Annotated in this window: 18 protein-coding genes; 9 read left to right on the top strand and 9 right to left on the bottom strand. The window is 62.8% G+C overall.

The window, feature by feature from the left end:
• Positions 1 to 152 precede the first annotated feature (152 nt).
• The gene (locus ACYCCG_RS13635) at positions 153 to 413 is read left to right on the top strand and encodes a DUF1652 domain-containing protein (protein WP_176683448.1); all 261 of its coding nucleotides are present in this window, start codon (positions 153 to 155) and stop codon (positions 411 to 413) included.
• A 123-nt stretch (positions 414 to 536) separates the two neighbouring features.
• Here the strand turns inward: ACYCCG_RS13635 and ACYCCG_RS13630 are convergent, their stop codons facing one another.
• The 6 genes from ACYCCG_RS13630 to ACYCCG_RS13605 all read right to left on the bottom strand — a co-directional run bounded on the left by ACYCCG_RS13630 (position 537) and on the right by ACYCCG_RS13605 (position 7,343).
• Positions 537 to 824 (bottom strand): hypothetical protein, encoded by a 288-nt coding sequence (locus ACYCCG_RS13630; RefSeq protein ID WP_176683473.1) that lies wholly within the window; start codon positions 822 to 824, stop codon positions 537 to 539.
• A gap of 168 nt (positions 825 to 992) precedes the next feature.
• Positions 993 to 1,640: a DNA oxidative demethylase AlkB gene (gene alkB, locus ACYCCG_RS13625; protein WP_209965633.1), complete on the bottom strand. Its 648-nt coding sequence runs from the start codon at positions 1,638 to 1,640 to the stop codon at positions 993 to 995.
• Between the two features lie 159 nt (positions 1,641 to 1,799).
• The gene (locus ACYCCG_RS13620; RefSeq protein WP_176683450.1) at positions 1,800 to 3,245 is read right to left on the bottom strand and encodes a curlin; all 1,446 of its coding nucleotides are present in this window, start codon (positions 3,243 to 3,245) and stop codon (positions 1,800 to 1,802) included.
• 16 nt (positions 3,246 to 3,261) lie between these two features.
• Positions 3,262 to 3,735, bottom strand: coding sequence for a curlin (locus ACYCCG_RS13615; RefSeq protein WP_176683451.1), 474 nt, complete (start codon positions 3,733 to 3,735; stop codon positions 3,262 to 3,264).
• A gap of 15 nt (positions 3,736 to 3,750) precedes the next feature.
• Positions 3,751 to 5,982: an Ig-like domain-containing protein gene (locus ACYCCG_RS13610; RefSeq protein WP_459670773.1), complete on the bottom strand. Its 2,232-nt coding sequence runs from the start codon at positions 5,980 to 5,982 to the stop codon at positions 3,751 to 3,753.
• A 32-nt stretch (positions 5,983 to 6,014) separates the two neighbouring features.
• On the bottom strand, positions 6,015 to 7,343 hold the full coding sequence (locus tag ACYCCG_RS13605; RefSeq protein ID WP_209965638.1) for a hypothetical protein: 1,329 nt from the start codon (positions 7,341 to 7,343) through the stop codon (positions 6,015 to 6,017).
• 453 nt (positions 7,344 to 7,796) lie between these two features.
• On the opposite strand from ACYCCG_RS13605, the gene ACYCCG_RS13600 reads away from it, so the two are divergent.
• The 8 genes from ACYCCG_RS13600 (at position 7,797) to ACYCCG_RS13565 (ending at position 16,988) form a co-directional block, all read left to right on the top strand.
• On the top strand, positions 7,797 to 8,543 hold the full coding sequence (locus ACYCCG_RS13600) for a gluconate 2-dehydrogenase subunit 3 family protein (protein ID WP_459670770.1): 747 nt from the start codon (positions 7,797 to 7,799) through the stop codon (positions 8,541 to 8,543).
• 3 nt (positions 8,544 to 8,546) lie between these two features.
• The gene (locus tag ACYCCG_RS13595) at positions 8,547 to 10,331 is read left to right on the top strand and encodes a GMC family oxidoreductase (RefSeq protein WP_459670769.1); all 1,785 of its coding nucleotides are present in this window, start codon (positions 8,547 to 8,549) and stop codon (positions 10,329 to 10,331) included.
• 12 nt (positions 10,332 to 10,343) lie between these two features.
• On the top strand, positions 10,344 to 11,591 hold the full coding sequence (locus tag ACYCCG_RS13590; RefSeq protein WP_339443974.1) for a cytochrome c: 1,248 nt from the start codon (positions 10,344 to 10,346) through the stop codon (positions 11,589 to 11,591).
• A 266-nt stretch (positions 11,592 to 11,857) separates the two neighbouring features.
• On the top strand, positions 11,858 to 12,877 hold the full coding sequence (ptxS, locus tag ACYCCG_RS13585) for a transcriptional regulator PtxS (protein WP_161775336.1): 1,020 nt from the start codon (positions 11,858 to 11,860) through the stop codon (positions 12,875 to 12,877).
• Between the two features lie 67 nt (positions 12,878 to 12,944).
• Entirely contained in the window at positions 12,945 to 13,724 is a 780-nt protein-coding gene (locus ACYCCG_RS13580) for a sugar phosphate isomerase/epimerase family protein (RefSeq protein ID WP_339443975.1), read from the top strand.
• A complete protein-coding gene (locus ACYCCG_RS13575) occupies positions 13,717 to 14,667 on the top strand; it encodes a sugar kinase (RefSeq protein WP_459670766.1) in 951 nt (316 codons plus the stop codon). The genes ACYCCG_RS13580 and ACYCCG_RS13575 overlap by 8 nt, the downstream gene beginning before the upstream one ends.
• A gap of 55 nt (positions 14,668 to 14,722) precedes the next feature.
• Positions 14,723 to 16,015 carry an MFS transporter gene (locus ACYCCG_RS13570; protein WP_459670765.1) on the top strand — a complete coding sequence of 431 codons (1,293 nt, stop codon included), beginning with the start codon at positions 14,723 to 14,725 and terminating at the stop codon, positions 16,013 to 16,015.
• Between the two features lie 10 nt (positions 16,016 to 16,025).
• The gene (locus tag ACYCCG_RS13565) at positions 16,026 to 16,988 is read left to right on the top strand and encodes a 2-hydroxyacid dehydrogenase (protein WP_459670764.1); all 963 of its coding nucleotides are present in this window, start codon (positions 16,026 to 16,028) and stop codon (positions 16,986 to 16,988) included.
• A gap of 42 nt (positions 16,989 to 17,030) precedes the next feature.
• Here ACYCCG_RS13565 and ACYCCG_RS13560 read toward each other — a convergent pair whose 3' ends face one another.
• From ACYCCG_RS13560 to ACYCCG_RS13550, 3 genes are all read right to left on the bottom strand, one after another.
• Positions 17,031 to 17,996 carry an endonuclease gene (locus ACYCCG_RS13560; protein ID WP_209965656.1) on the bottom strand — a complete coding sequence of 322 codons (966 nt, stop codon included), beginning with the start codon at positions 17,994 to 17,996 and terminating at the stop codon, positions 17,031 to 17,033.
• 93 nt (positions 17,997 to 18,089) lie between these two features.
• Positions 18,090 to 19,085 (bottom strand): aldo/keto reductase, encoded by a 996-nt coding sequence (locus tag ACYCCG_RS13555; RefSeq protein ID WP_209965658.1) that lies wholly within the window; start codon positions 19,083 to 19,085, stop codon positions 18,090 to 18,092.
• 96 nt (positions 19,086 to 19,181) lie between these two features.
• On the bottom strand, positions 19,182 to 20,033 hold the full coding sequence (locus ACYCCG_RS13550; RefSeq protein WP_209965660.1) for a LysR family transcriptional regulator: 852 nt from the start codon (positions 20,031 to 20,033) through the stop codon (positions 19,182 to 19,184).
• Positions 20,034 to 20,057 lie beyond the last annotated feature (24 nt).

The following is a 20,057-nucleotide window of genomic DNA, read 5'->3' as shown; positions in this document are numbered from 1 at the left end:
GGGAATCTTCCACTAAGGTGCTAGAGGATTCCCCGCAAGCTCATTGCCCGGGCGCATGGACTGCTGCCCGAGCATGCGCAATATCAATTGGCGCCCCGCCCGACAAAGGCGTACTTCCAAACAACAGGCCATCCCACAGAGAGGGTCGTACCATGTCGTTGATAGGCGTTTCGATACTAGAGATGCGGCAAATGATCGAACAGGCCTGCTTGCCAGATCGCTGTGAGGTCAGCTGCCCGGACGGCGCCAACCTGACCATCCGCCTGGGCCAGGGCCAGGATCTCGATCAAGGCGTGACCCTCAGCGGGGTCGCCCTGCAAAATCTCAACAGTTGTCGTGATCTGGTCAACCTGGTGGAGCAGCTGCATGCGCTGCGTGACAGCCACCCGGCGCCGCTCAAGGCGATTGCCTGAGCGCACCTGTCGTGCCCCGGTCAGCCCAGGCTGGCCGGGTTCATGCATTCTAGCCGCTGACTAGCAATGCGCAGGTATCAGCCCTGGCAGCCTTAAGTGCGGCCGCAGCTGCCGCTGATCGGCTTATTGCAGTTCCAGCAGCAGGTTCAGGCCACCGTCGCCGCATTTACCCTTGTCGCGGACCACGCCATGGTAACTCTGCCCATCCCAGACAAAGGCCACACTGTGAGCGCGGTCGATCTTGTCGGGCAGTGGGGGGCAAATGTGCAAGCGCAGCCCTGGGCGGCCTTGCAGGTTGAGGGCGGCGAGCTGGCATTGGCATTCCACACTTTGCGCCACGGGGCCGAACAGGGTGTCGCGTACGTAGTCGAGCTGCAGCGAGGCATTGGGGGCGCGGCCAGGCATCTTCATCGGTACATGGCTCCGGTGCAACGGCTCGAAGAACCAGGCGGGTTTGGCATGGCAGGCTCCAGACAGAAGTAGGCGGCTTATCATTCGAAGCTTGCCTGGCCAAGATGTTCAATGTGTTTCATGTGGGTTCATCTTGTTCTGCACTGGGCGGCAGAGGAGTGACCCTGTTCAGGCACCTGCCTTACGCAAGGTCAGGTTGATCCGCCGTTCGCCCAGGCGCGGATGAACACCGGGCTTGATCGGTAGCACGCCGTGGAAGCGCAAGCGGTCTTCGCCGCCCCAGACCAGCACATCGCCGTGGCTCAGTGCAATGCGCTGAGCCTTGTCGGCACGCTGCAGGCCGCCAAACAGGAACACCGCCGGTAAACCCAGCGACACCGACACGATCGGTTGGCCGAAATCCTGCTCGTCGCGGTCCTGGTGGAGGCTCAGGCGTGTGCCTGGCAGGTAATGGTTGACCAGGCAGGCATCCGGCTCGAAACCGTCAAACCCGGCTATGGCTGCCGCGTGGGCGGCCAAGGCGAGCAGGACCGGGGGCAGGGCAGGCCAGGGCTGGCCACTGAGTGGGTCGCTGGGGCTGTATCGGTAGCCGTGTTGATCACTCACCCACCCCAACGTACCGCAGTTGGTCAGCCCTACCGCCATGCGCAGCCCTCCTGGGGTGTACATGTGCCGGAACGGCGCGGCACGTAGCACCGGGCGCAGGGCATCGAGCAGCGCCTCGGTTTCGGCCAGGGCGAAGCCGGGCAGCAGCACGGTATGGCTGGCCAGGCGTTGCGGCTGGGGGCCGAACAGGTCGAGGTCGGACTGGATCATGCTGCTGCACATCTTTGATCGGTTTGCCATTGTACCCCGACAGATACACTCCAAGGGCTTGCACATGCCGACCGGATCGAAAGACTGCAGAGGGAGGGGCAACAGAAAAAGGAACCGCGGCACCAGGGAGAGGAGCACCGCGGTTCAAGGGGGAGCGGTTTACTGCTGGGTCACAGTGGCCAGGTTCGCGCTGCCCAGCTGGGTGATGGTGGCGGATTGGGCGACACCGCTCTGGTCGACGAACGCCATGTTGCCCTGGCCTCCCTGGGTCACGTAGGCGACGTTGATGTTGTCAGTCTGTTTGATGGTGGCTTCGTTGCCGCTTCCGTAAAGTTGGTTGGTGTAGCTCTGGTTGCTATAGCCGGACTGGTCGAGGGTGATGGTATTGCCGGTGCCCTGGCTGCTGCCGTAGGCATAGTTGTCGGTACCACGCTGGTCGGCGATCAGAATGTTGTCAGTGCCGTTCTGTTCGAAGTACAGCTCGTTGCTGACGTCATCCTGCTTGGTCGACATCTGGTTGCCTTTACCTGTCTGGGTCAGCGTGGCCAGCTGGTCAGCGCCCTTCTGGGTCAGGTTTACGCCGTTGCCATTGCCGGTCTGGTTGATGGTGGCGTTCTGGTTGGTACCGAACTGGCCACCCATCTTGGCGCCTTTCCAGTTACTGGCGGTGATGCTGTTGCCATTGCCTTGGGTGTTGATGGTGAGGTTGAGGTTTTCACCATTCTGATAGGTGAAATGCAGGTTGTTGTTGCCGGTCTGGGTGATGCTGGTGGTTGAATTGTTGGTCTCGAACTGGTCCGACCAACTGGCGTTGGCATTGCCTTGCTGCGATAGGCTGACCTTGTTGCTGACGCCGAAGCTCTGGTCGATATAGCCTTCGTTCAGCTGGCCGGTCTGGACCACGGAGGCCTGGCTACCCACCTGTGTGTCCTGCCACACTTCCACCGAGTTGCCACCCCCGTATTGACCAATGGCAATGGTGCCACCGGTGCCGTCACGCTGGTCGCCATAGGCCCAGTTGTCGTGGCCATCCTGGTAGATCTGGATATCGCCATCGACATGGTTCAGGTGCTCGGTGGTGCCATAGTTGTCCTGGCCGGTCTGGTTGACGGTGCTGCGATTGTTGCTGCCACCGAAGGTCTGCTCGATGAACGCCTCATTGCGCTGGCCGGATTGCCAGCTGGTGGCTTTGCTGCCTTCCTGGCTGTCCTGCCACACGGTGGATCTATTGCCGACGCCTTGCTGGGTTTGCAGCGATTCGTTGTTCGCCCCTATCGACTGGCTGGCGAAGGCATCGTTGTAACTGCCTGCGGCCTGTTGGGTGATCTGGCTGCCGTTCTCGAACAGTTGCTCAGCGTAGCCGGCGTTGTACTGGCCGGTGGCGCTCTGCTGAATATCGCTGGTGCTTTCGGCCTGCACGGCGAGGTGGTTGTGGCCCTTGCCAGTCTGGTGCTGGGTGGCCGAGGCGAAGGGGGCCTGAGCCTGAAAGACTTCGGCGATGTTTTCCTTGCCGTCCTGGGTCTGGGACGAGGTGCTGTCAGCAGCCATGGCCTGACCTGCGAGGGCCAGGACGATAGCGGCACTGAGCGGAGCGAGCTTGTACATGGTGGTGCCTCCAGGTCTATCGGTATTGGGTGATCTGAACATGCTGGCCATTGCCAGCCTGGGTAACGGAGCTGTTGAGCCCCGAGCCGGACTGCACGATGCTGGCGCTGTTGTCGTTGCCGATCTGCTCGATGGCGGCGCTGTTGCTGCTGCCGCTCTGGCGAATCGACGCGCTGTTGCCATTTCCCTGTTGGCTGATGATGGCCATCAGGTCACTGCCTTCCTGCAAGATGTACGCTTCCTGAGCACCGCCAGACTGGACGATACGGCCCAGCAGAGCCTGACCGTTCTGGTCGAGGGCGGCGCGGTTGCCTGACCCTTGTTGCTCGATCACCGCAGCCTGGCCGGCACCGGCCGGCAGCAGGCGGATGATCACTGGTTCACCGAGGTCGTTGCCGGGTGCGAGGTCGGCATTGTCCATCAGGTCCTCTGCCCAGCAGGCCTGGCCCGCCAGGGCCAGGCAGAGCAACAGGGAGTACAGCCGTTTCATCGAAGCCTCCGGCTTTTACTGCACGATGACGTTGACGGTGCGCGTGGTGCCTTGGCCGGTGGTGATCGTCGCCGTCGGTGCCGCAGTCGGGATGATCGTGGTGCTATTGCCTACCACCAGGCGCCAGCGGCCGGTCAGCGCTACCGTGGCCGTACCCAAGGTCTGGACACCGGTAGTAGTGGTTACCTGCACGGTCACGGTATTGCCGGTAGTCACCGACGAGGTGCCACTGATGTCCCAGTTGTAACGGTTGTTGGAGCGCGCCGTTACTGTGGCTGTCGTGACAGCGAAGGTTTCAGCGGCAGGCCGAGGCGACACGTTGACGGTGACCGTACCGGGGGTGGACAGCCCCCCCAGCGAGTCACGTGCCTGGTAGGTGAAGGTGGTGGTGAAGGCTGTGGTTACAGTGGCCGGTGGGGTATAGGTTACGGTCGTGCCGTCGGTGCTGACCGTGCCGCGGCCGGCGGCTGGCTGGGTGATGTTGGCCACGCTCAGCGGTACGTTGCCTTCCGGGTCGGTGTCGTTGGCCAGTACGTTGATGGTCAATGGCACGCCCAGGGTGGCGACGGTCTCCGGGTTGGCAGTCGGTGCCTGGTTAGGCGCGACGTTGATGGTGACCGTGGCCGGTTCCGACTTCAGGCCCTTGGCATCCATCGCCCGGTAGCTGAAGGTGGCTACCAGCGGTTGTGTGGCCCCGCTCGGCGGCGTGTAGGTCACCGAGGTGGTGCCGTTCATCACGACGCCGCCAAGGCCGGTCCCGGGTTGGGTCAGGTCGCTGATGGTCAGCGGCACGTCGCCATCCGGGTCGCTGTCGTTCAGTAGCAGGTTGAGTGTGATCGGGACACCGACACTGGTGTTGCCGACATCGGCCTGGGCCAGCGGTGGCTGGTTGGCGGCCTCGACCGGGGCGTTGCCGACCACGATCACCGGCTCCACATCGCTACCGCCATGGGCAGACTTGACCGTGACGGTGGCGGGCGGTTGAGCCAGGTCGTTGACCGTGATGCTTTGCAGCGTGCCCGATTTCGACATGCGGCCGTAGCCTTGGGCGAGCAGGTCGGGGACCACGACTTCATCACTGGAGCTGGCCTCGATCAACAGACGTTTGTTGGCCCAGTCATAGCGTGCGGTGCTGACTTTGACCACGTCGCTGAGCTTGCTCGAGAGTGCAGTCGGCTGGGTGCCGCCGACTGCATTGCTGGCGGTGACAACCACCACCGCTGGCGGCACCGACTGGTTGAACTGCTGGCTGAAGAACAAACCGTTGTTGTCCGAAGTCAGGGTGAACTGACACGGCGAAGGCGGCGTGCCGATCAGTGCCAGGCCATTGCGCATACACAGGCTGGCCTCATTCGGGGCCTTGGCGAACACTTCCACGCGGGTGCCGCTGCCGTTGCGCGAGTACGTGGCGCGTTCCAGGGTGACCGGGGTTTGTGCTCGCTGGTCCAGCACCTTGCCAGACACTGTGAACGTGTTGGTCTGAATGGTGCCAGCGGGCCCTTCGATGCGCACGAAGTTGGTATTGAAGGGGCTACCGGTTACCGCTTCGGTGATATTGGGGTCGCCGATGTAGGTTTCGGTGGTGCCAGTGTCAGGATTGACCTCTGTATACGGCCCGCCAACCCCCTTCAGCCAAGGGCCGATCGCACCCTCCAGCGCCCCCTGGAAGTTGCCCGGAGCGCCAATGCCTATGTCCCGCGTGATGTTGATCGCACGACGTCCTGCCGTGGTGACGTTGACCGTCTCCACCCCGTAAGGGTGCGTGATGGTGTAGGTGCCGGTGCGTGGGACCGAAGCACGGATACGGATGCGCGCGAAACTTTGCTGATCACCGTCTACCGGGTTTTCAGCAGCGAAGGCTGCCTCTAAACCGGCAACGTAGACCTCCAGCTCATAACCGCTGTTACCTACTTGTGGTATCGAGGTTTCGGCCAGGAACCAGAACATCTCCGGTGGCCAGTTATCTGGAAATACCAGCGGCAGGGCATCGTCATAGACACCGGGCTCGGGCAACAAGGTGCACATGTAGGCCGGCGCCCCTGGCGCGCCTGGCGCACGGGTGCTGGTGGCACGTGACTGGCACAGCTCCAGGGATTGGTCGAGGCTGTCCTTGTACCACATCGGATAGCCACCTGTGGCGAAGGTGTAGGGCCCCGGGTCGACATCAGACAGCGCGGCGAATGCGGCGCTGGTAACGGTAAGAGAGAAACCGGCGGCCAACAGCGCACGGCGCGACCAAGTGTTCATGCTGCCTCCTTGAAGGCTGAGCCTTTGTCTGTTCATGGCACCAGCACCACGTCTTCGGTGTCGCTGCCACCGTTGGCGCTGGTGACCTGCACCTTGGCCGGCGGAATGGGCGAGAAGGTCATGCTCAACGTCTTCACGGCGCCGGTACCGCCCAGGTTGCCGATCAACGTGCCGTTGCCGGTATGTGCGGTAAGTACTGGAGGGGTGGTTTCGTCACTCGTGTTGGCCACCAAGGTCAGCTCGCCGGTGGACAAGCGGTACTGGGCCTGTGTGATGGTGACCAGGTCGGTCAGTGGCATGTTGCTGGTGGTCAGGCTGCTGGTGGGGACCGCCACGCTGTTGTCAGCGGACAGTGTCACGATGGTTCCGGCCGCCGGGTTGAGGGCTGACTGTGCGTACCAGGCGCCGGTGCCGTTGGCCTCGGTGAGGCCAAGGTTGGGCGTTTGGCTGGTCAGGGTGACGCTTGCCGGTGGCGGCGGGGCCAACACGAATATGTCTTGCTGGGCGATCAGGTCGCCGTTCTCGGTATGCCTTGAGTAAGTGCTGCGTTGTGGCATCAGCGGGGTTGGCAGGGCCACTTCGGAAAGCTTGCCGGAGACAGCGAACAGCTCGGTGCGCAGGTCGATGCCACCAGGGCCTTCGATGCGTACGTAATTGGTGTTGAATGGGCTGCCGGTGACCTGCTCTTCCAGGTTCGGGTCGCCGATGAAGCGCTCGTTGCCTTCGGTGTAGGGGCCGTTGACACTGCGCAGGAACGGCCCGACATCGCCCTTGAGTGCGCCGGTGAAGTCGCCTGCGCCGGCGATGCCGATGTCGCGGGTCATGTTGATCGCCCGGCGTCCTGCAGCGGGTACATCGAACACTTCAACGCCATAGGGGTGGGTGACCACGTAGGTGCCCGCGGTGGGGACGTCGACCCGAATACGGACTCGGGCAAAGCTGACCTGGTCACCCTCGACAGGTTCCTCGGCGGCGAATGCCGCTTCGATCGCCGTGCCGTAGCTGAGGTCGATGCCACGGGCGGCGTCGACGATTGCAGCGTCGGCAGTGAACCAGAACGCTTCGTCAGGGAAGTTGGTGGGGAAGACGATGGGTTGGGTATCGTCGAACACACCAGGCGTGGGCAGCAGCGTGCACATGTATGAGGGTGCGTCAGGCGCGCCGGCGACCCGGGAGCTGACGGCCTTGGTCAGGCACAGGTCGAGGGTTCGACCGTGGCTGTCCTGGTACCAGGCGGGGAAGCCGCCGTTGGCAGGAACGTAAGCGCCTGGATCGACAGCATTCAAGGCGGCCTGCGCGGGAAGCTGGAGAATGCCGGCGAAAATCGCCACTGCCAGCGGGTGGGGTATCGGTCGGTGCATGAGTCAATTCCTCCTGCAAACGGGCCCATGGACTTGGGGCGTCTGGGAGGAGATCGGCAAGAGCTGTGCCAATATCTGAGGTCTGCGTTGCAGGCCTTGTGGGGCAAGGGTTCGAACCTCTCAGCTGGGGATTTTGCGAGCGGCTGGCGGTGGGCTGCGTTCCCCCAAGGTTGGGGGATTGGGGGGCGGTAATTTCAACCCGATTTGCGGCGCAAGGTCGAGTTCTGAATGCAGTCAGGATCAGGCAGTAGGCGCGGCCGGTTATTCTTGCAATCTGGAACCGCGTCCTTGGAGGTTAAGCCGGGTGGGAAGGTAAGAATGAAACCGGTTTCAAAACCTTTCTGAACGCGCTAGATTATTCGGCTGTCTTCTTGATGGCCTATCAAGATCACCTCTCAATTGAAAATCAGATGGCGCTTATCAAGGCCACCCCAAAGCCGATGAGGATTCGCAATGCCTGAGCATGCCCCAGACAACCCGCGCAGGGATTTTCTGCGCAAGACCTTGACTCTGATCCCTGTCGTTACAGTGGCCAGTACAGGGCTTGGCGTGGGCGCCAGCCAACTGCTTGCGGCCCCGCAACCGCATCAGCAACCGAAAGTGCCGGCTACGCCGCCTGCGGGCAATTATCAACCGACATTCTTCAGCGCCGAAGAATGGGCTTTTTTACAAGCTGCCGTTTCCCGCATCATCCCGGCCGATGAGCTTGGCCCAGGGGCACTCGAAGCGGGCGCCGCCGAATTTATCGACAGGCAAATGAACACCCCCTACGCGACTGGCGCACAGTGGTACATGCAAGGGCCGTTCAACGCCGACGCCCCGCCCGAGCTGGGCTACCAGTTGCAGCTCAGCCCGCAACAAATCTACCGCCTGGGCATCGCTGCCGTGGATGGCTGGTGCAAGGCCAATGGCGGACAGGTTTTTGCTGCGCAAGATAGCGCTACCCAGGACCGTATTATCAGCAAGTTGGAGGCAGGAGAGCTGGTTTTCGAAACCGTTCCGGCCAAGGTGTTCTTCAGCCTGCTGGTGCAAAACACGCGCGAAGGGTTCTTCTGCGACCCGATTCATGGCGGCAATAAAGGCATGGTCGGCTGGACCCAGATCGGCTTCCCCGGCGCCCGCGCCGACTTCATGGACTGGGTCGAGCGCAACGAGCCTTACCCGTTCCCGGCTGTATCGATTCGCGGCGAGAGGGCCTGAGGCATGGCGACGGTGTTGAACAAAGTGGATGCGGTGATCGTCGGCTTCGGCTGGGCCGGTGCGATCATGGCCAAGGAGCTGACCGAGGCCGGGCTGCACGTGGTAGCCCTGGAGCGGGGGCCGATGCAGGATACCTACCCCGAAGGCAGCTACCCGCAGGTGATCGATGAGCTGACCTACAGCGTGCGCAAGAAGCTGTTCGTCGATGTATCGAAAGAAACCGTCACTGTCCGTCATAGCGTGCATGATGTGGCATTGCCCAATCGCCAGCTGGGCGCATTCCTGCCGGGCAAGGGCGTGGGGGGCGCGGGCCTGCACTGGTCGGGTGTGCACTTCCGGGTCGACCCCGTCGAGCTGCGCCTGCGCAGCCACTATGAAGAGCGCTACGGGCGTACGTTCATTCCCGAAGGCATGACCATCCAGGACTTCGGGGTCAGTTACGAAGAGCTGGAGCCCTATTTCGACTTTGCCGAAAAGGTCTTTGGCACTTCAGGCCAGGCCTGGACCGTCAAAGGCCAGGTGGTCGGTGAAGGGAAGGGCGGCAACCCCTATGCGCCGGACCGTTCCAACCCGTTCCCGCTGCCCGCGCAGAAGAACGTTGTATCGGCAAGGCTGTTTGAAAAGGCTGCCACCAACCTCGGCTACAAACCTTACAACCTGCCGTCAGCCAACACCTCAGGGCCATACACCAACCCCTACGGGGCGCAGATGGGGCCGTGCAACTTCTGCGGTTTTTGCAGTGGCTACGTGTGCTACATGTACTCCAAGGCCTCGCCCAACGTGAACATCCTGCCGGCGCTGCGTCAGGTGCCCAACTTCGAGTTGCGGCCCAATGCCCATGCGCTGCGGGTGAACCTGGACGACCGCAAGCGCAAGGCCACCGGCGTGACTTACATCGATGCCCAGGGGCGCGAGGTGGAGCAGCCGGCAGAGCTGGTGATTCTGGCGGCTTTCCAGTTCAACAACGTGCGTCTGATGCTGCTTTCCGGCATTGGCAAACCTTATGATCCGGTGAAGAACGAGGGTGTGGTCGGGCGTAACTTCGCCTATCAGAACATGGGAACAGTCAAGGCGTTCTTCGACAAGGACACCTACACCAACAACTTCATCGGCGCGGGTGGCAATGGCATTGCCATCGACGATTTCAACGCCGACAACTTCGACCATGGCCCGCACGGCTTCGTCGGCGGTTCGCCAATGTGGGTGAACCAGGCCGGCAGCCGGCCGATTGCCGGTACCTCCAACCCGCCGGGCACGCCGGTCTGGGGCAGTGCCTGGAAGAAAGCCACGGCCGATTACTACACCCACCAGGTGTCAATGGACGCCCACGGCGCCCATCAGTCCTACCGTGGCAATTACCTGGACCTGGACCCCACCTACCGCGATGCCTACGGTCAGCCGCTGCTGCGCATGACGTTCGACTGGCAGGAAAACGACATCAAGATGAACCAGTTCATGGTCGACAAGCTGAGCAAGATCGCCCAGGCGATGAACCCCAAGGCCATTGCCGTGCTGGGCAAGCAGGTCAAGGACCACTTCAACACCACCCGTTACCAGACCACCCACCTGAACGGCGGGGCGATCATGGGCACCGACCCCAAGACCAGTGCACTGAACCGCTACCTGCAAAGCTGGGACGTACACAACGTGTTCGTTCCGGGGGCTTCGGCGTTCCCGCAGGGGCTGGGTTACAACCCGACCGGGTTGGTGGCCGCGCTCACGTACTGGTCGGCCCGCGCCATCCGTGAGCAGTACCTGAAAAACCCCGGTCCGTTGGTCCAGGCTTGAGGAGCGATGAGCATGAAGACACTGTTGATCGCCACCCTGGTGCTGGGTGCCGGTGCGGCTGCACAGGCCGTAGCGAATGACGATGCGCAGGTACGCCTGGGCGAGTACCTGGCCCGCGCCGGTGACTGCGTGGCCTGCCATACCGCCAAAGGCGGAAAACCCTTTGCCGGCGGGTTGCCGATGGAAACGCCGATTGGCACGGTGTACTCCACCAACATCACCCCGGCGGCCAGTGGCATTGGCCAGTACAGCTTCGAAGACTTCGACAAGGCCGTGCGCAGGGGGATCGGCAAGGACGGCAGTACGCTCTATCCGGCCATGCCATACCCGTCGTATGCGCGGGTCAGCGAGCAGGACATGCAGGCGCTCTACGCCTATTTCATGAAGGGCGTGGAGCCTGTCGAGCAGGCGAACAAGGCCTCTGACATTCCCTGGCCGCTGAGCATGCGCTGGCCGCTGGCAATCTGGCGCGGCCTGTTCGCGCCAGAGGCCAAGCCCTGGCAGGCATCAGCGACAGCCGACCCTGTTGTGAGCCGCGGTGCGTACCTGGTCGAGGGCCTTGGGCATTGTGGCGCTTGTCATACGCCGCGGGCACTGACCATGCAGGAAAAAGCCCTGAGCGCGGCTGATGGCGAGCAGTTTCTGGCCGGCAGCGCGCCGCTGGAAGGCTGGGTTGCCAAGAACCTGCGTGGCGATCACAAGGACGGCCTGGGCAGTTGGAGCGAAGCGCAGTTGGTGCAGTTTCTCAAGACTGGGCGCAGTGATCGCAGCGCCGTGTTCGGCGGCATGAGCGATGTGGTCGAGCACAGCATGCAGCACATGAGTGATGCCGACTTGACCGCGATTGCCCGTTACCTGAAAACCCTGCCGCCGAGCAATCCGGATGACCAGCCGCATGTCTACGACAAGCAGGTCGCGGATGCGCTATGGAAGGGTGACGACAGCAAGCCTGGGGCGGCGGTGTACATCGACAACTGCGCGGCCTGCCACCGCACCGACGGGCAGGGCTACACCCGCGTGTTCCCGGCCTTGGCCGGCAACCCGGTGGTGCAGACGGCGGATGCCACGTCGCTGATCCATGTGGTGCTCGCCGGTGGCACGGTACCGGCAACGCACACTGCGCCGTCGAACTTCACCATGCCGGCTTTCGGCTGGCGCCTGAGCGACCAGGAGGTTGCCGAGGTGGTGAATTTCATTCGCAGCAGTTGGGGTAACCAAGGCAGTGCCGTCACGGCCGGTGACGTGAAGTCGCTTCGCTGACGTGTTTTTCTGCGCCCTCGCCCGTAGGAGCGGGTTTACCCGCGAACACGGGCGAAGCCCGTGCCATCCCCTAACGTAATCAGATTCCGGGGTAAGCCCTGTCCCACATTTATAAATCTATAACTATCAATGGTCTATGCAATATTTTTAATGCGATTTAACATTTCCTGACTTCGTGCCCGACCAACGGCCTGTTGACGAACCCGCGCATTTTTGCTGTATTGAAACCGGTTTCATCACCATTAAAACAATCATAAGGAAAACCCATGGCCGACGCGCCTGCCCATACCCGCGAACGGGTCACCATCAGCGAAGTGGCGCGTGTTGCTGGCGTTTCCAAAGCCACCGTCTCCCGTTACATCGGTGGCGACCGCCAATTGCTGGCCGAAGCCACGGCCAAGCGGCTGGAAGAGGTCATCGAACGCCTCGGCTATCGCCCCAACCAGATGGCTCGCGGCCTCAAGCGCGGCCAGACGCGACTGATCGGCATGCTGGTGGCCGATATCCTCAACCCCTATTCAGTGGCCGTGATGCACGGCGTGGAAACCGCCTGCCGTCAACATGGTTACAGCCTGGTAGTGTGCAACACCAACCGCGACGACGAGCAGGAGCGTCACCACCTGGTGGCCCTGCAGAGCTACAACGTCGAAGGGCTGATCGTGAACACGCTCGGTCACCACCCCGGCGAACTGCTCAACCTGCAGCGTGACATCCCCATGGTGCTGGTCGACCGCCAATTGCCCGAGCTGAATGTAGACCTTGTCGGCCTGGACAATGCCGACGCAGTCGAGCAGGCCCTCGACCACCTGCAGGCCCAGGGCTACCGCGACATCCTGGCGGTCAGCGAACCCCTCGATGGCACCAGTTCACGCCTGGAGCGGGTGCAGGCGTTCGGCGCGTCGATCAGCCGCCGGCCAGGCATGCGTCAGCAGGTACTTGAAATCAGCGCAGGGCTGCAGGGCCAGTTGGCTTCGTTTCTTGCCCACAGTGGCCATGGTCCGCAAGCCATCTTCACCTTCAACGGCGTTGCCACCTTGGCGGTGACCCGGGCCCTGCTCGAGGCCGGGCGCAACCTGGTTGCCGATGTCGGGCTGATCGCCCTCGACGACCTCGACTGGTACCCCTTGGTTGGCAAAGGCATTACCGCACTGGCCCAGCCCACCGAGCGTATCGGCGTGGCGGCATTCGAAAGCCTGCTCGGTCGTTTGCGCGGCGATAGCGGCGCAGCCCGGCGCATCGACTTCAAAGCCAACCTCATCATTCGCGGTTCAACCCAACCCCAGTAAGAAACAGCAGGTTTGTGCCTGCTGCTGTTGATCAAAAAATGAAACCGGTTTCATAAGGACAAGAACAATGCACGCGAACCCCGTTTCCATCAGTCTCTCCAGCTACGGCGCCGACTTTGTGCGCCAACGTGGCCAGGAGCAGTTTCTGGACCTGCTGGCAGCCGCTGGCGTCAGCCGCGTCGAATTGCGCGAAGAATTGTTCGCCAGCGCACCGGACGCCGCTGCGCTGGGTAGGGTCATTGCCGCGCTGCGCCTGGAATGCCTGTATTCCACGCCACTTGAACTGTGGACCGCGCAAGGCGTGCCCCACCCGCTGCTGGTGCAGAAGCTGGAAATTGCCCGGGCGCTTGGCGCGGTGGCGCTGAAGGTTTCCCTGGGGCACTTCGATGAGCACTGCGATGTGACGGCCCTGGCGTCGCTGCTGCCTGCGCATGGGCCTCTGTTGCTGGTGGAAAACGATCAGACCGCACAAGGTGGCAGGCTCGAACCGATGCTGCAGTTCTTCCAGCGCGTCGACCCGCTTGGGCTGCGCCTGGGTATGACGTTCGATATCGGTAACTGGCAGTGGCAGGGTGAGCCTGCGCGGCAAGCTGCAAGGCAGCTAGGCCGTTGGGTGCGCTATGTGCATTGCAAGGCTGTGCAACGTCGGGCCGATGGCCGTCTGGTTGCCATACCGCCGCAAGCGGCGGACCTGCAGGAGTGGGCAGCGCTGATGGCCGAGTTTGCGCCGGGCGTGGTGCGCGCCGTCGAGTACCCCCTGGTGGGCGATGACCTGCTGGCGCTGACCCGGGTCCAGGTACGTCACCTGTCTGCACTGGGCGCGGCGCAGGAGCTGGACCATGCATGAACATGACGTGCTGTGTTTTGGCGAGACCATGGCCATGTTCGTTGCCGAGCAAGCCGGCGACCTGGCCGCTGTCGGCCAGTTCGGCAAACGCATCGCCGGCGCCGACAGCAACGTGGCGATCGGCCTGGCGCGGCTGGGTTTCAAGGTACGCTGGCTGAGCCGGGTTGGTGACGATTCGCTGGGCCGTTTCGTGCTCGACAGCTTGCGCGGCGAAGGCCTGGACTGTGCCGGCGTCGAGGTGGATGCCAACTACCCGACGGGTTTTCAGCTCAAGGCCCGCAGCGATGATGGCAGCGACCCGGCAGTGGAGTACTTTCGCCGCGGTTCGGCGGCCAGCAGGCTGTCACCTGCGATGTTGAGCCCCGTTTGGCTGCAGGCTCGCCACGTGCACGCTACCGGTATTCCGCTGGCGTTGTCGGACAGCTGTCGGGCGCTGTCCCACGCGCTGCTGGACGGGATGCGCGCAGCCGGGCGCAGCATATCGTTCGACCCTAACCTGCGCCCCTCGCTGTGGCCCGATCAAAGCAGCATGGTGCGTGAAATCAATGCCCTGGCGGCCAAGGCCGACTGGGTTTTACCGGGGTTGGAAGAGGGGCGGTTGCTGACCGGTCAGCACACCCCGGCCGATATCGCCGCGTTCTATCTGGACCAAGGGGTGGAGCTCGTGGTGATCAAGCTGGGCGACGCTGGCGCCTACTTCCGCAGCGCCAAGGGCGAAGGGCAGGTAGCCGCCGTGCCAGTCAGCCGCGTGGTGGACACCGTCGGTGCAGGTGATGCCTTTGCCGTCGGTGTGCTTAGCGCGCTACTGGAGGGCCGTCCGATAGTCGAGGCGGTAGCGCGTGGCAACTGGTGCGGCAGCCGTGCCGTGCAATCGCGGGGCGACATGGAAGGGTTGCCGCTGCGCCATGAACTGGAGGCCTACGACCTGCGCAGAAGCGCATGAGCCGACCCCGAATCACCTGTTGCAACAAAAACAACAAGCTCAGGAGAAACAAACCATGCAAAGCCAAAGCCTGGCACCTCGCCGCTGGTGGTACATCATCCCGATTGTGTTCGTCACCTACAGCCTGGCGTACCTGGACCGCGCCAATTACGGCTTCGCCGCTGCCTCCGGCATGGCCGAAGACCTGCATATCACCCCGGTGATGTCTTCGCTGTTGGGGGCGCTGTTCTTTCTCGGTTACTTCTTCTTCCAGGTGCCTGGTGCCATCTACGCTGAAAAGCGCAGCGTGAAGAAGCTCATCTTCGTCTGCCTGATCCTGTGGGGCGGCCTTGCCACGCTTACCGGCATGGTCAGCAACGTCTACATGCTGATCGGCATCCGCTTCCTGCTCGGGGTGGTGGAGGCTGCGGTCATGCCGGCCATGCTGGTGTACCTGTGCCATTGGTTCACCCGGGCCGAGCGTTCGCGCGCCAACACTTTCCTGATGCTGGGCAACCCGGTGACCATTCTGTGGATGTCGGTGTTGTCGGGTTACCTGATCAAGCATTACGACTGGCGCTGGATGTTCATCATCGAAGGCTTGCCCGCTGTGATCTGGGCGTTCTTCTGGTGGCGCCTGGTGGATGACCGCCCGGCCCAGGTGAAGTGGCTGAGCGAGCAGGAGAAGGCCGCCCTGGCGCAGGCGCTGGCTGCCGAGCAGCAGGGTATCAAGCCTGTGAAGAACTACCGCGAAGCGTTTCGCTCGCCGCAGGTGATCATCCTGGCGCTGCAGTACTTCTGCTGGAGCATCGGCGTGTATGGCTTCGTGCTGTGGCTGCCATCGATTCTCAAGCAGGCGGCGAACGTCGATATCGTGCAGGCCGGCTGGCTGGCCTCGGTGCCCTACCTGGCGGCGGTGCTGGCGATGGTGGGCGTGTCCTGGGCGTCGGACCGCCTGCAAAAGCGCAAGCGCTTCGTCTGGCCGCCGCTGCTGATTGCCGCCGTGGCGTTCTATGGCTCTTACGCCTTGGGCAGCGAGCATTTCTGGCTGTCTTATGCATTGCTGGTGCTTGCTGGTGCCTGCATGTACGCACCTTATGGCCCGTTCTTCGCGATCGTGCCCGAAATCCTGCCGGCCAACGTCGCAGGCGGCGCCATGGCGCTGATCAACAGCATGGGGGCGCTGGGCTCGTTTGGCGGTTCGTGGCTGGTGGGTTACCTCAATGGGGCTACGGGCGGGCCCGGCGCCTCTTATCTGTTCATGTGCGGTGCGCTGCTGACGGCAGTGGCGCTTACCGCTGCGCTCAATACTTCCCAGACCTCTGGCCGGGCAAAGCGCGATAGCTCGCGTCTGGCCATGAACCATTAGGAAACCCGCAATGAAGAAGCGAATCGTCCTGTATAAACGCCTGTCCGGCGACCTGATGGCACGCCTGCAAGATCGCGTCGAGGTGACCTGGGTGGATACCACCCAGCCCGATGGCCTGGCCCGCCTGCGCGATGCGTTGCCGGGGGCGCACGGGTTGCTGGGGGCCAGCCTGCGCCTGGATGCCAGCCTGCTCGACCTTGCCCCGCAACTGGAAGTGGTGTCGAGCGTTTCGGTAGGCGTGGACAACTACGACATTGCTGAACTCAGCAGGCGTGGTGTGATGCTCACCAACACGCCCGACGTGTTGACCGAAACCACCGCGGACACAGGCTTTGCCTTGATCCTGGCTACCGCCAGGCGGGTGGTGGAGCTGGCGAACTGGGTGCGTGACGGCCGCTGGCAGGCCAACCTGGGGCCAGCGCATTTTGGCAGTGATGTACACGGCAAGACGCTGGGCATCGTCGGCATGGGCCGCATTGGCGAGGCCCTGGCCCGGCGCGCGGCCGCGGGCTTTGGCATGCGCGTGCTGTATCACAGCCAGCGTGCCAAGCCCGAGGTGGAAGCGCGCTATGGCGCATGCCAGTGCAGCCTGGATGAGCTGTTGCAGCAGGCAGATTTCGTTTGCCTGACGGTGCCGTTGAGCGCCAGCACCGAAGGGCTGATAGGCGCACGGGAACTTGCGTTGATGAAGCCAGAGGCAATTCTGGTGAACATCTCACGCGGGCGCGTGGTGGATGAGCAGGCGCTGATCGATGCGCTGCGGGCCAGGCGCATCCGCGGTGCGGGGCTGGACGTGTTCGTGCATGAGCCGCTGCCGGCCGACTCGCCGCTGTTGCAGTTCGATAACGTGGTAGCGACCCCACATATCGGTTCGGCGACCGAGGAAACCCGCCAGGCCATGGCGCGTTGCGCGGTGGACAACCTGCTCAGCGCGCTGGCCGGTGAGCGGCCGGTAAACCTGGTCAACGGCTGACGCGCGCCCCTGCCACAGGGGCCGCGCAGCCCTTTGAGACGATCAGCGGCAGTTACCTGCCTTGCGATAGCCCGCTGCCTGCGCTTCACCTTCGTTTGCGAAGGTGACCTGGTTCTTCGCTGCAACCTGGTTGTAGCTCGGGCAGCCGACTGACAGGTGATAGACGTGGCTGTTGCGGTTGCCAAGCACGGCGCCGACCGAACCGGCGCTGGCGAGGCTTGGTTTGGCCTCAGGCTTGGCCGCTTTTACCGGCACCGTCTGTGCCACGCCGCTGCCAACCGGCTTGTAGCCGGCAGTCCACTTGCGTTCGCCGCTTACAAACGGGTTGCCATGGCCCATGATCGCGGCAATGCGCCGGTCGCGTTCTTTCTCCCAGGCCGACACCGGGTGTTGCTTGTCCCAGGCCATCAGCAACTGTTGCTGTTGGCGCGACATGTTCAGCTTGTAGCGGTCGAACATGTAGAAGGTGGTGCGAGCCACCAGGCCTTTGACTTCGTCACGCGGTTCGGCGGTGCGCTGGACGAAATCGACCTTGGTGGTGCATTGGCCGTATTCGCCGGCATTGCCAGTGACCATGCCGTAGTTGAAGTTGCTGCGGTCACCGTTGACCTCACCCACGGCCGGGTAAAGGTTGAACAGGTCGGCCTCCATGGCGCGGAATACCGGGTCGTTGTCCACGCAGTGCTCACGGCCGCCGTTCTTCCAGCACTGGCGCTGGTTGCCGAAGGTATGGGCGGGCACGATGTGTTCCCACTCGGTGCGTTTGGCGCGGTTCTGCTGCTTGCGCGTCTGGTAACCACACGAGGCGGCATCGATGCGCCCGCCAGACTTGCCCACCCAGGTCCATTTGCAACCGCAGTACAGGTCACCCATGGCACTGCTGGCCTGGTCCAGATAAACCTTCTGCTTGGCCACCACCTTGGCTTCGGTGAAGGTGGCCGGCGGGTTGGCCAAGGCGGGGAGGGTAAAGGAAAATAATAAGGTTATGGCGTAAAGCAGTGATTTCATGGGGAAAACATATTTCAGGTTGGGCCGGGCATTGTAATGGTTTCCGCGAGGCTGACCAGCTCGCGGACCCATACCAACTGCCGCAAGCCCGCGCTATTTGAAGCCGGTGACCGCGTGGGGAACGTAAGGGGCCTGCAAGCGCACCACCTCGTCTTCGCTCAGCTGCAGTGACAGTGCGCCCAGGGCATCGTCCAGGTGGGCGGGCTTCGAGGCGCCGACGATAGGGGCGCTAACACCGGCCTTACCCAGCACCCAGGCCAGCGCAACCTGGGCCATCGGCACCCCCCGTTCGCTGGCGATCTGTTCGACCACATCGATTACCCGGCCGTCCTCCACCTCGGTCTTTTCATAGAACGACTGCCCGGACATATCGGTGCGCGTGCGCTCGGTCTGCTGCCCATGCGGCCGGGTCAGCCGACCGCGCGCCATCGGGCTCCAGGGCATCAGGCCGATGCCTTGATCCAGGCACAGCGGAATCATCTCTCGCTCTTCTTCGCGGTAGATCAGGTTGAGGTAGTTCTGCATCGACACGAAGCGGCTCCAGCCGTGGCTGGCGGCTACCTGCTGGGCCTTGGCGAACTGCCAGGCATACATCGACGATGCGCCGATGTAGCGCGCCTTTCCGGCCTTGACCACATCATGCAGGGCTTCCATGGTTTCCTCGATGGGAGTGTGGTAGTCCCAGCGGTGGATCTGGTACAGGTCGACGTAGTCTGTGCCCAGGCGGCTGAGGCTGGCGTCGATGTTGGCCATGATCGCCTTGCGTGACAAGCCTTGCTCATTGGGCCGGCTGGCGCCTTCCCACATGTTGGCAGGGAAGAACACCTTGGTGGCGATCACGGTTTCTTCGCGGCGGGTAAACTCCTTCAGGAGTTTGCCGAGGATGATTTCCGAGGTGCCGGCGGAATAGCTGTTGGCAGTGTCGAAGAAGTTGATGCCTTGCTCGACGGCATGGCGAATGATTGGCCGGCTGGCGTCTTCGCCCAAGGTCCAGGGATGAGTGCCCGCGTCGGGTTCACCGAAGGTCATGCAGCCCAGGCACAGCCTTGAAATGTCCAGCCCGGTGCTACCCAGCTTTACGTACTGCATCGTCGTCTCCTTCAAGGGCGTGAGTGATGGAGTTAGCCTAACGTTGGCAGGCTTGGGCGAAAATTCCGTATTGATGCATTTGCCATCTGCAAGAATTCACAAGCGCAGCAGCGGCCGCACCTGCTGCTGAAGGAAGTCGGTAACCGCCTTGATCCGCGGTGTGGCGCGCACGTCTTCATGCACGGCCAGCCAGATTTCGATGCTCATGGTCTGTTCGGCGCTGCCTGCTTCCTTCAGGCCGTGTTCCTGTGCCATGAACGCGGGCAGGCAGGCGATACCGATGCCGCCGGCACAGGCTTGGGCCTGGATGCGCAGGTCATTGCTGTGCAATGCGAACGGCTGTTGGCCGGCCTGGAGGTTGAGCCATTGCTGTTGTGGTGAACGGGCCTGGGACTCGTCGTAGCCGATGTAGCGCCTTGCCGTTGCGCTGGCCAGGTAACCGGGCGACGCGTACAGCCGGTAATCCAGGTGCCCCAGCAGGCTGACCACCAGGGTTGGCTCTGTCGGCCTGGCCAGGGCGATGCTGATGTCCGCTTCGCGGCGGGCCAGGGATGCCCTGGATTTGCTGCCTACCAGCTTCAGGCGCAGTTGTGGGTAGCGCTGGTACAGCTCGCCCAGACGCCGGGCGACGATACTGCCCAGCAGCGCCGGTGGTGCCGAGAGCACCACTTCGCCTTCCACTGCCTGTTGGCCGGCGCTGGCGAAATGCTCCAGGGCAAAAGAGGACATGGCCATCTGTTCGGCGAGTTCCGCCACACGCTGGCCTTCGTGGGTGAGGGCATAGGCGCGGGGGCGCCGGTCGACCAGCTTGAGCTTGAGCGAAGCTTCGAGCGAGGCGATGCGCCGAGCCACGGTGGCGTGGTCGACACCCAGGGTCTTGGCGGCGGCCGACAGCGAGCCGGCCGAGCTGAAGGCGGAGAAATGGCGCAGGTCTTCCCAATCGAACATGAATGACTCGGCAGTGGCGGGTGC

The organism is Pseudomonas sp. VEM90 (genome assembly GCF_054611535.1).
Note: the sequence above shows the minus strand (reverse complement) of the source record. Positions and strands in the feature narration are given on the sequence as shown.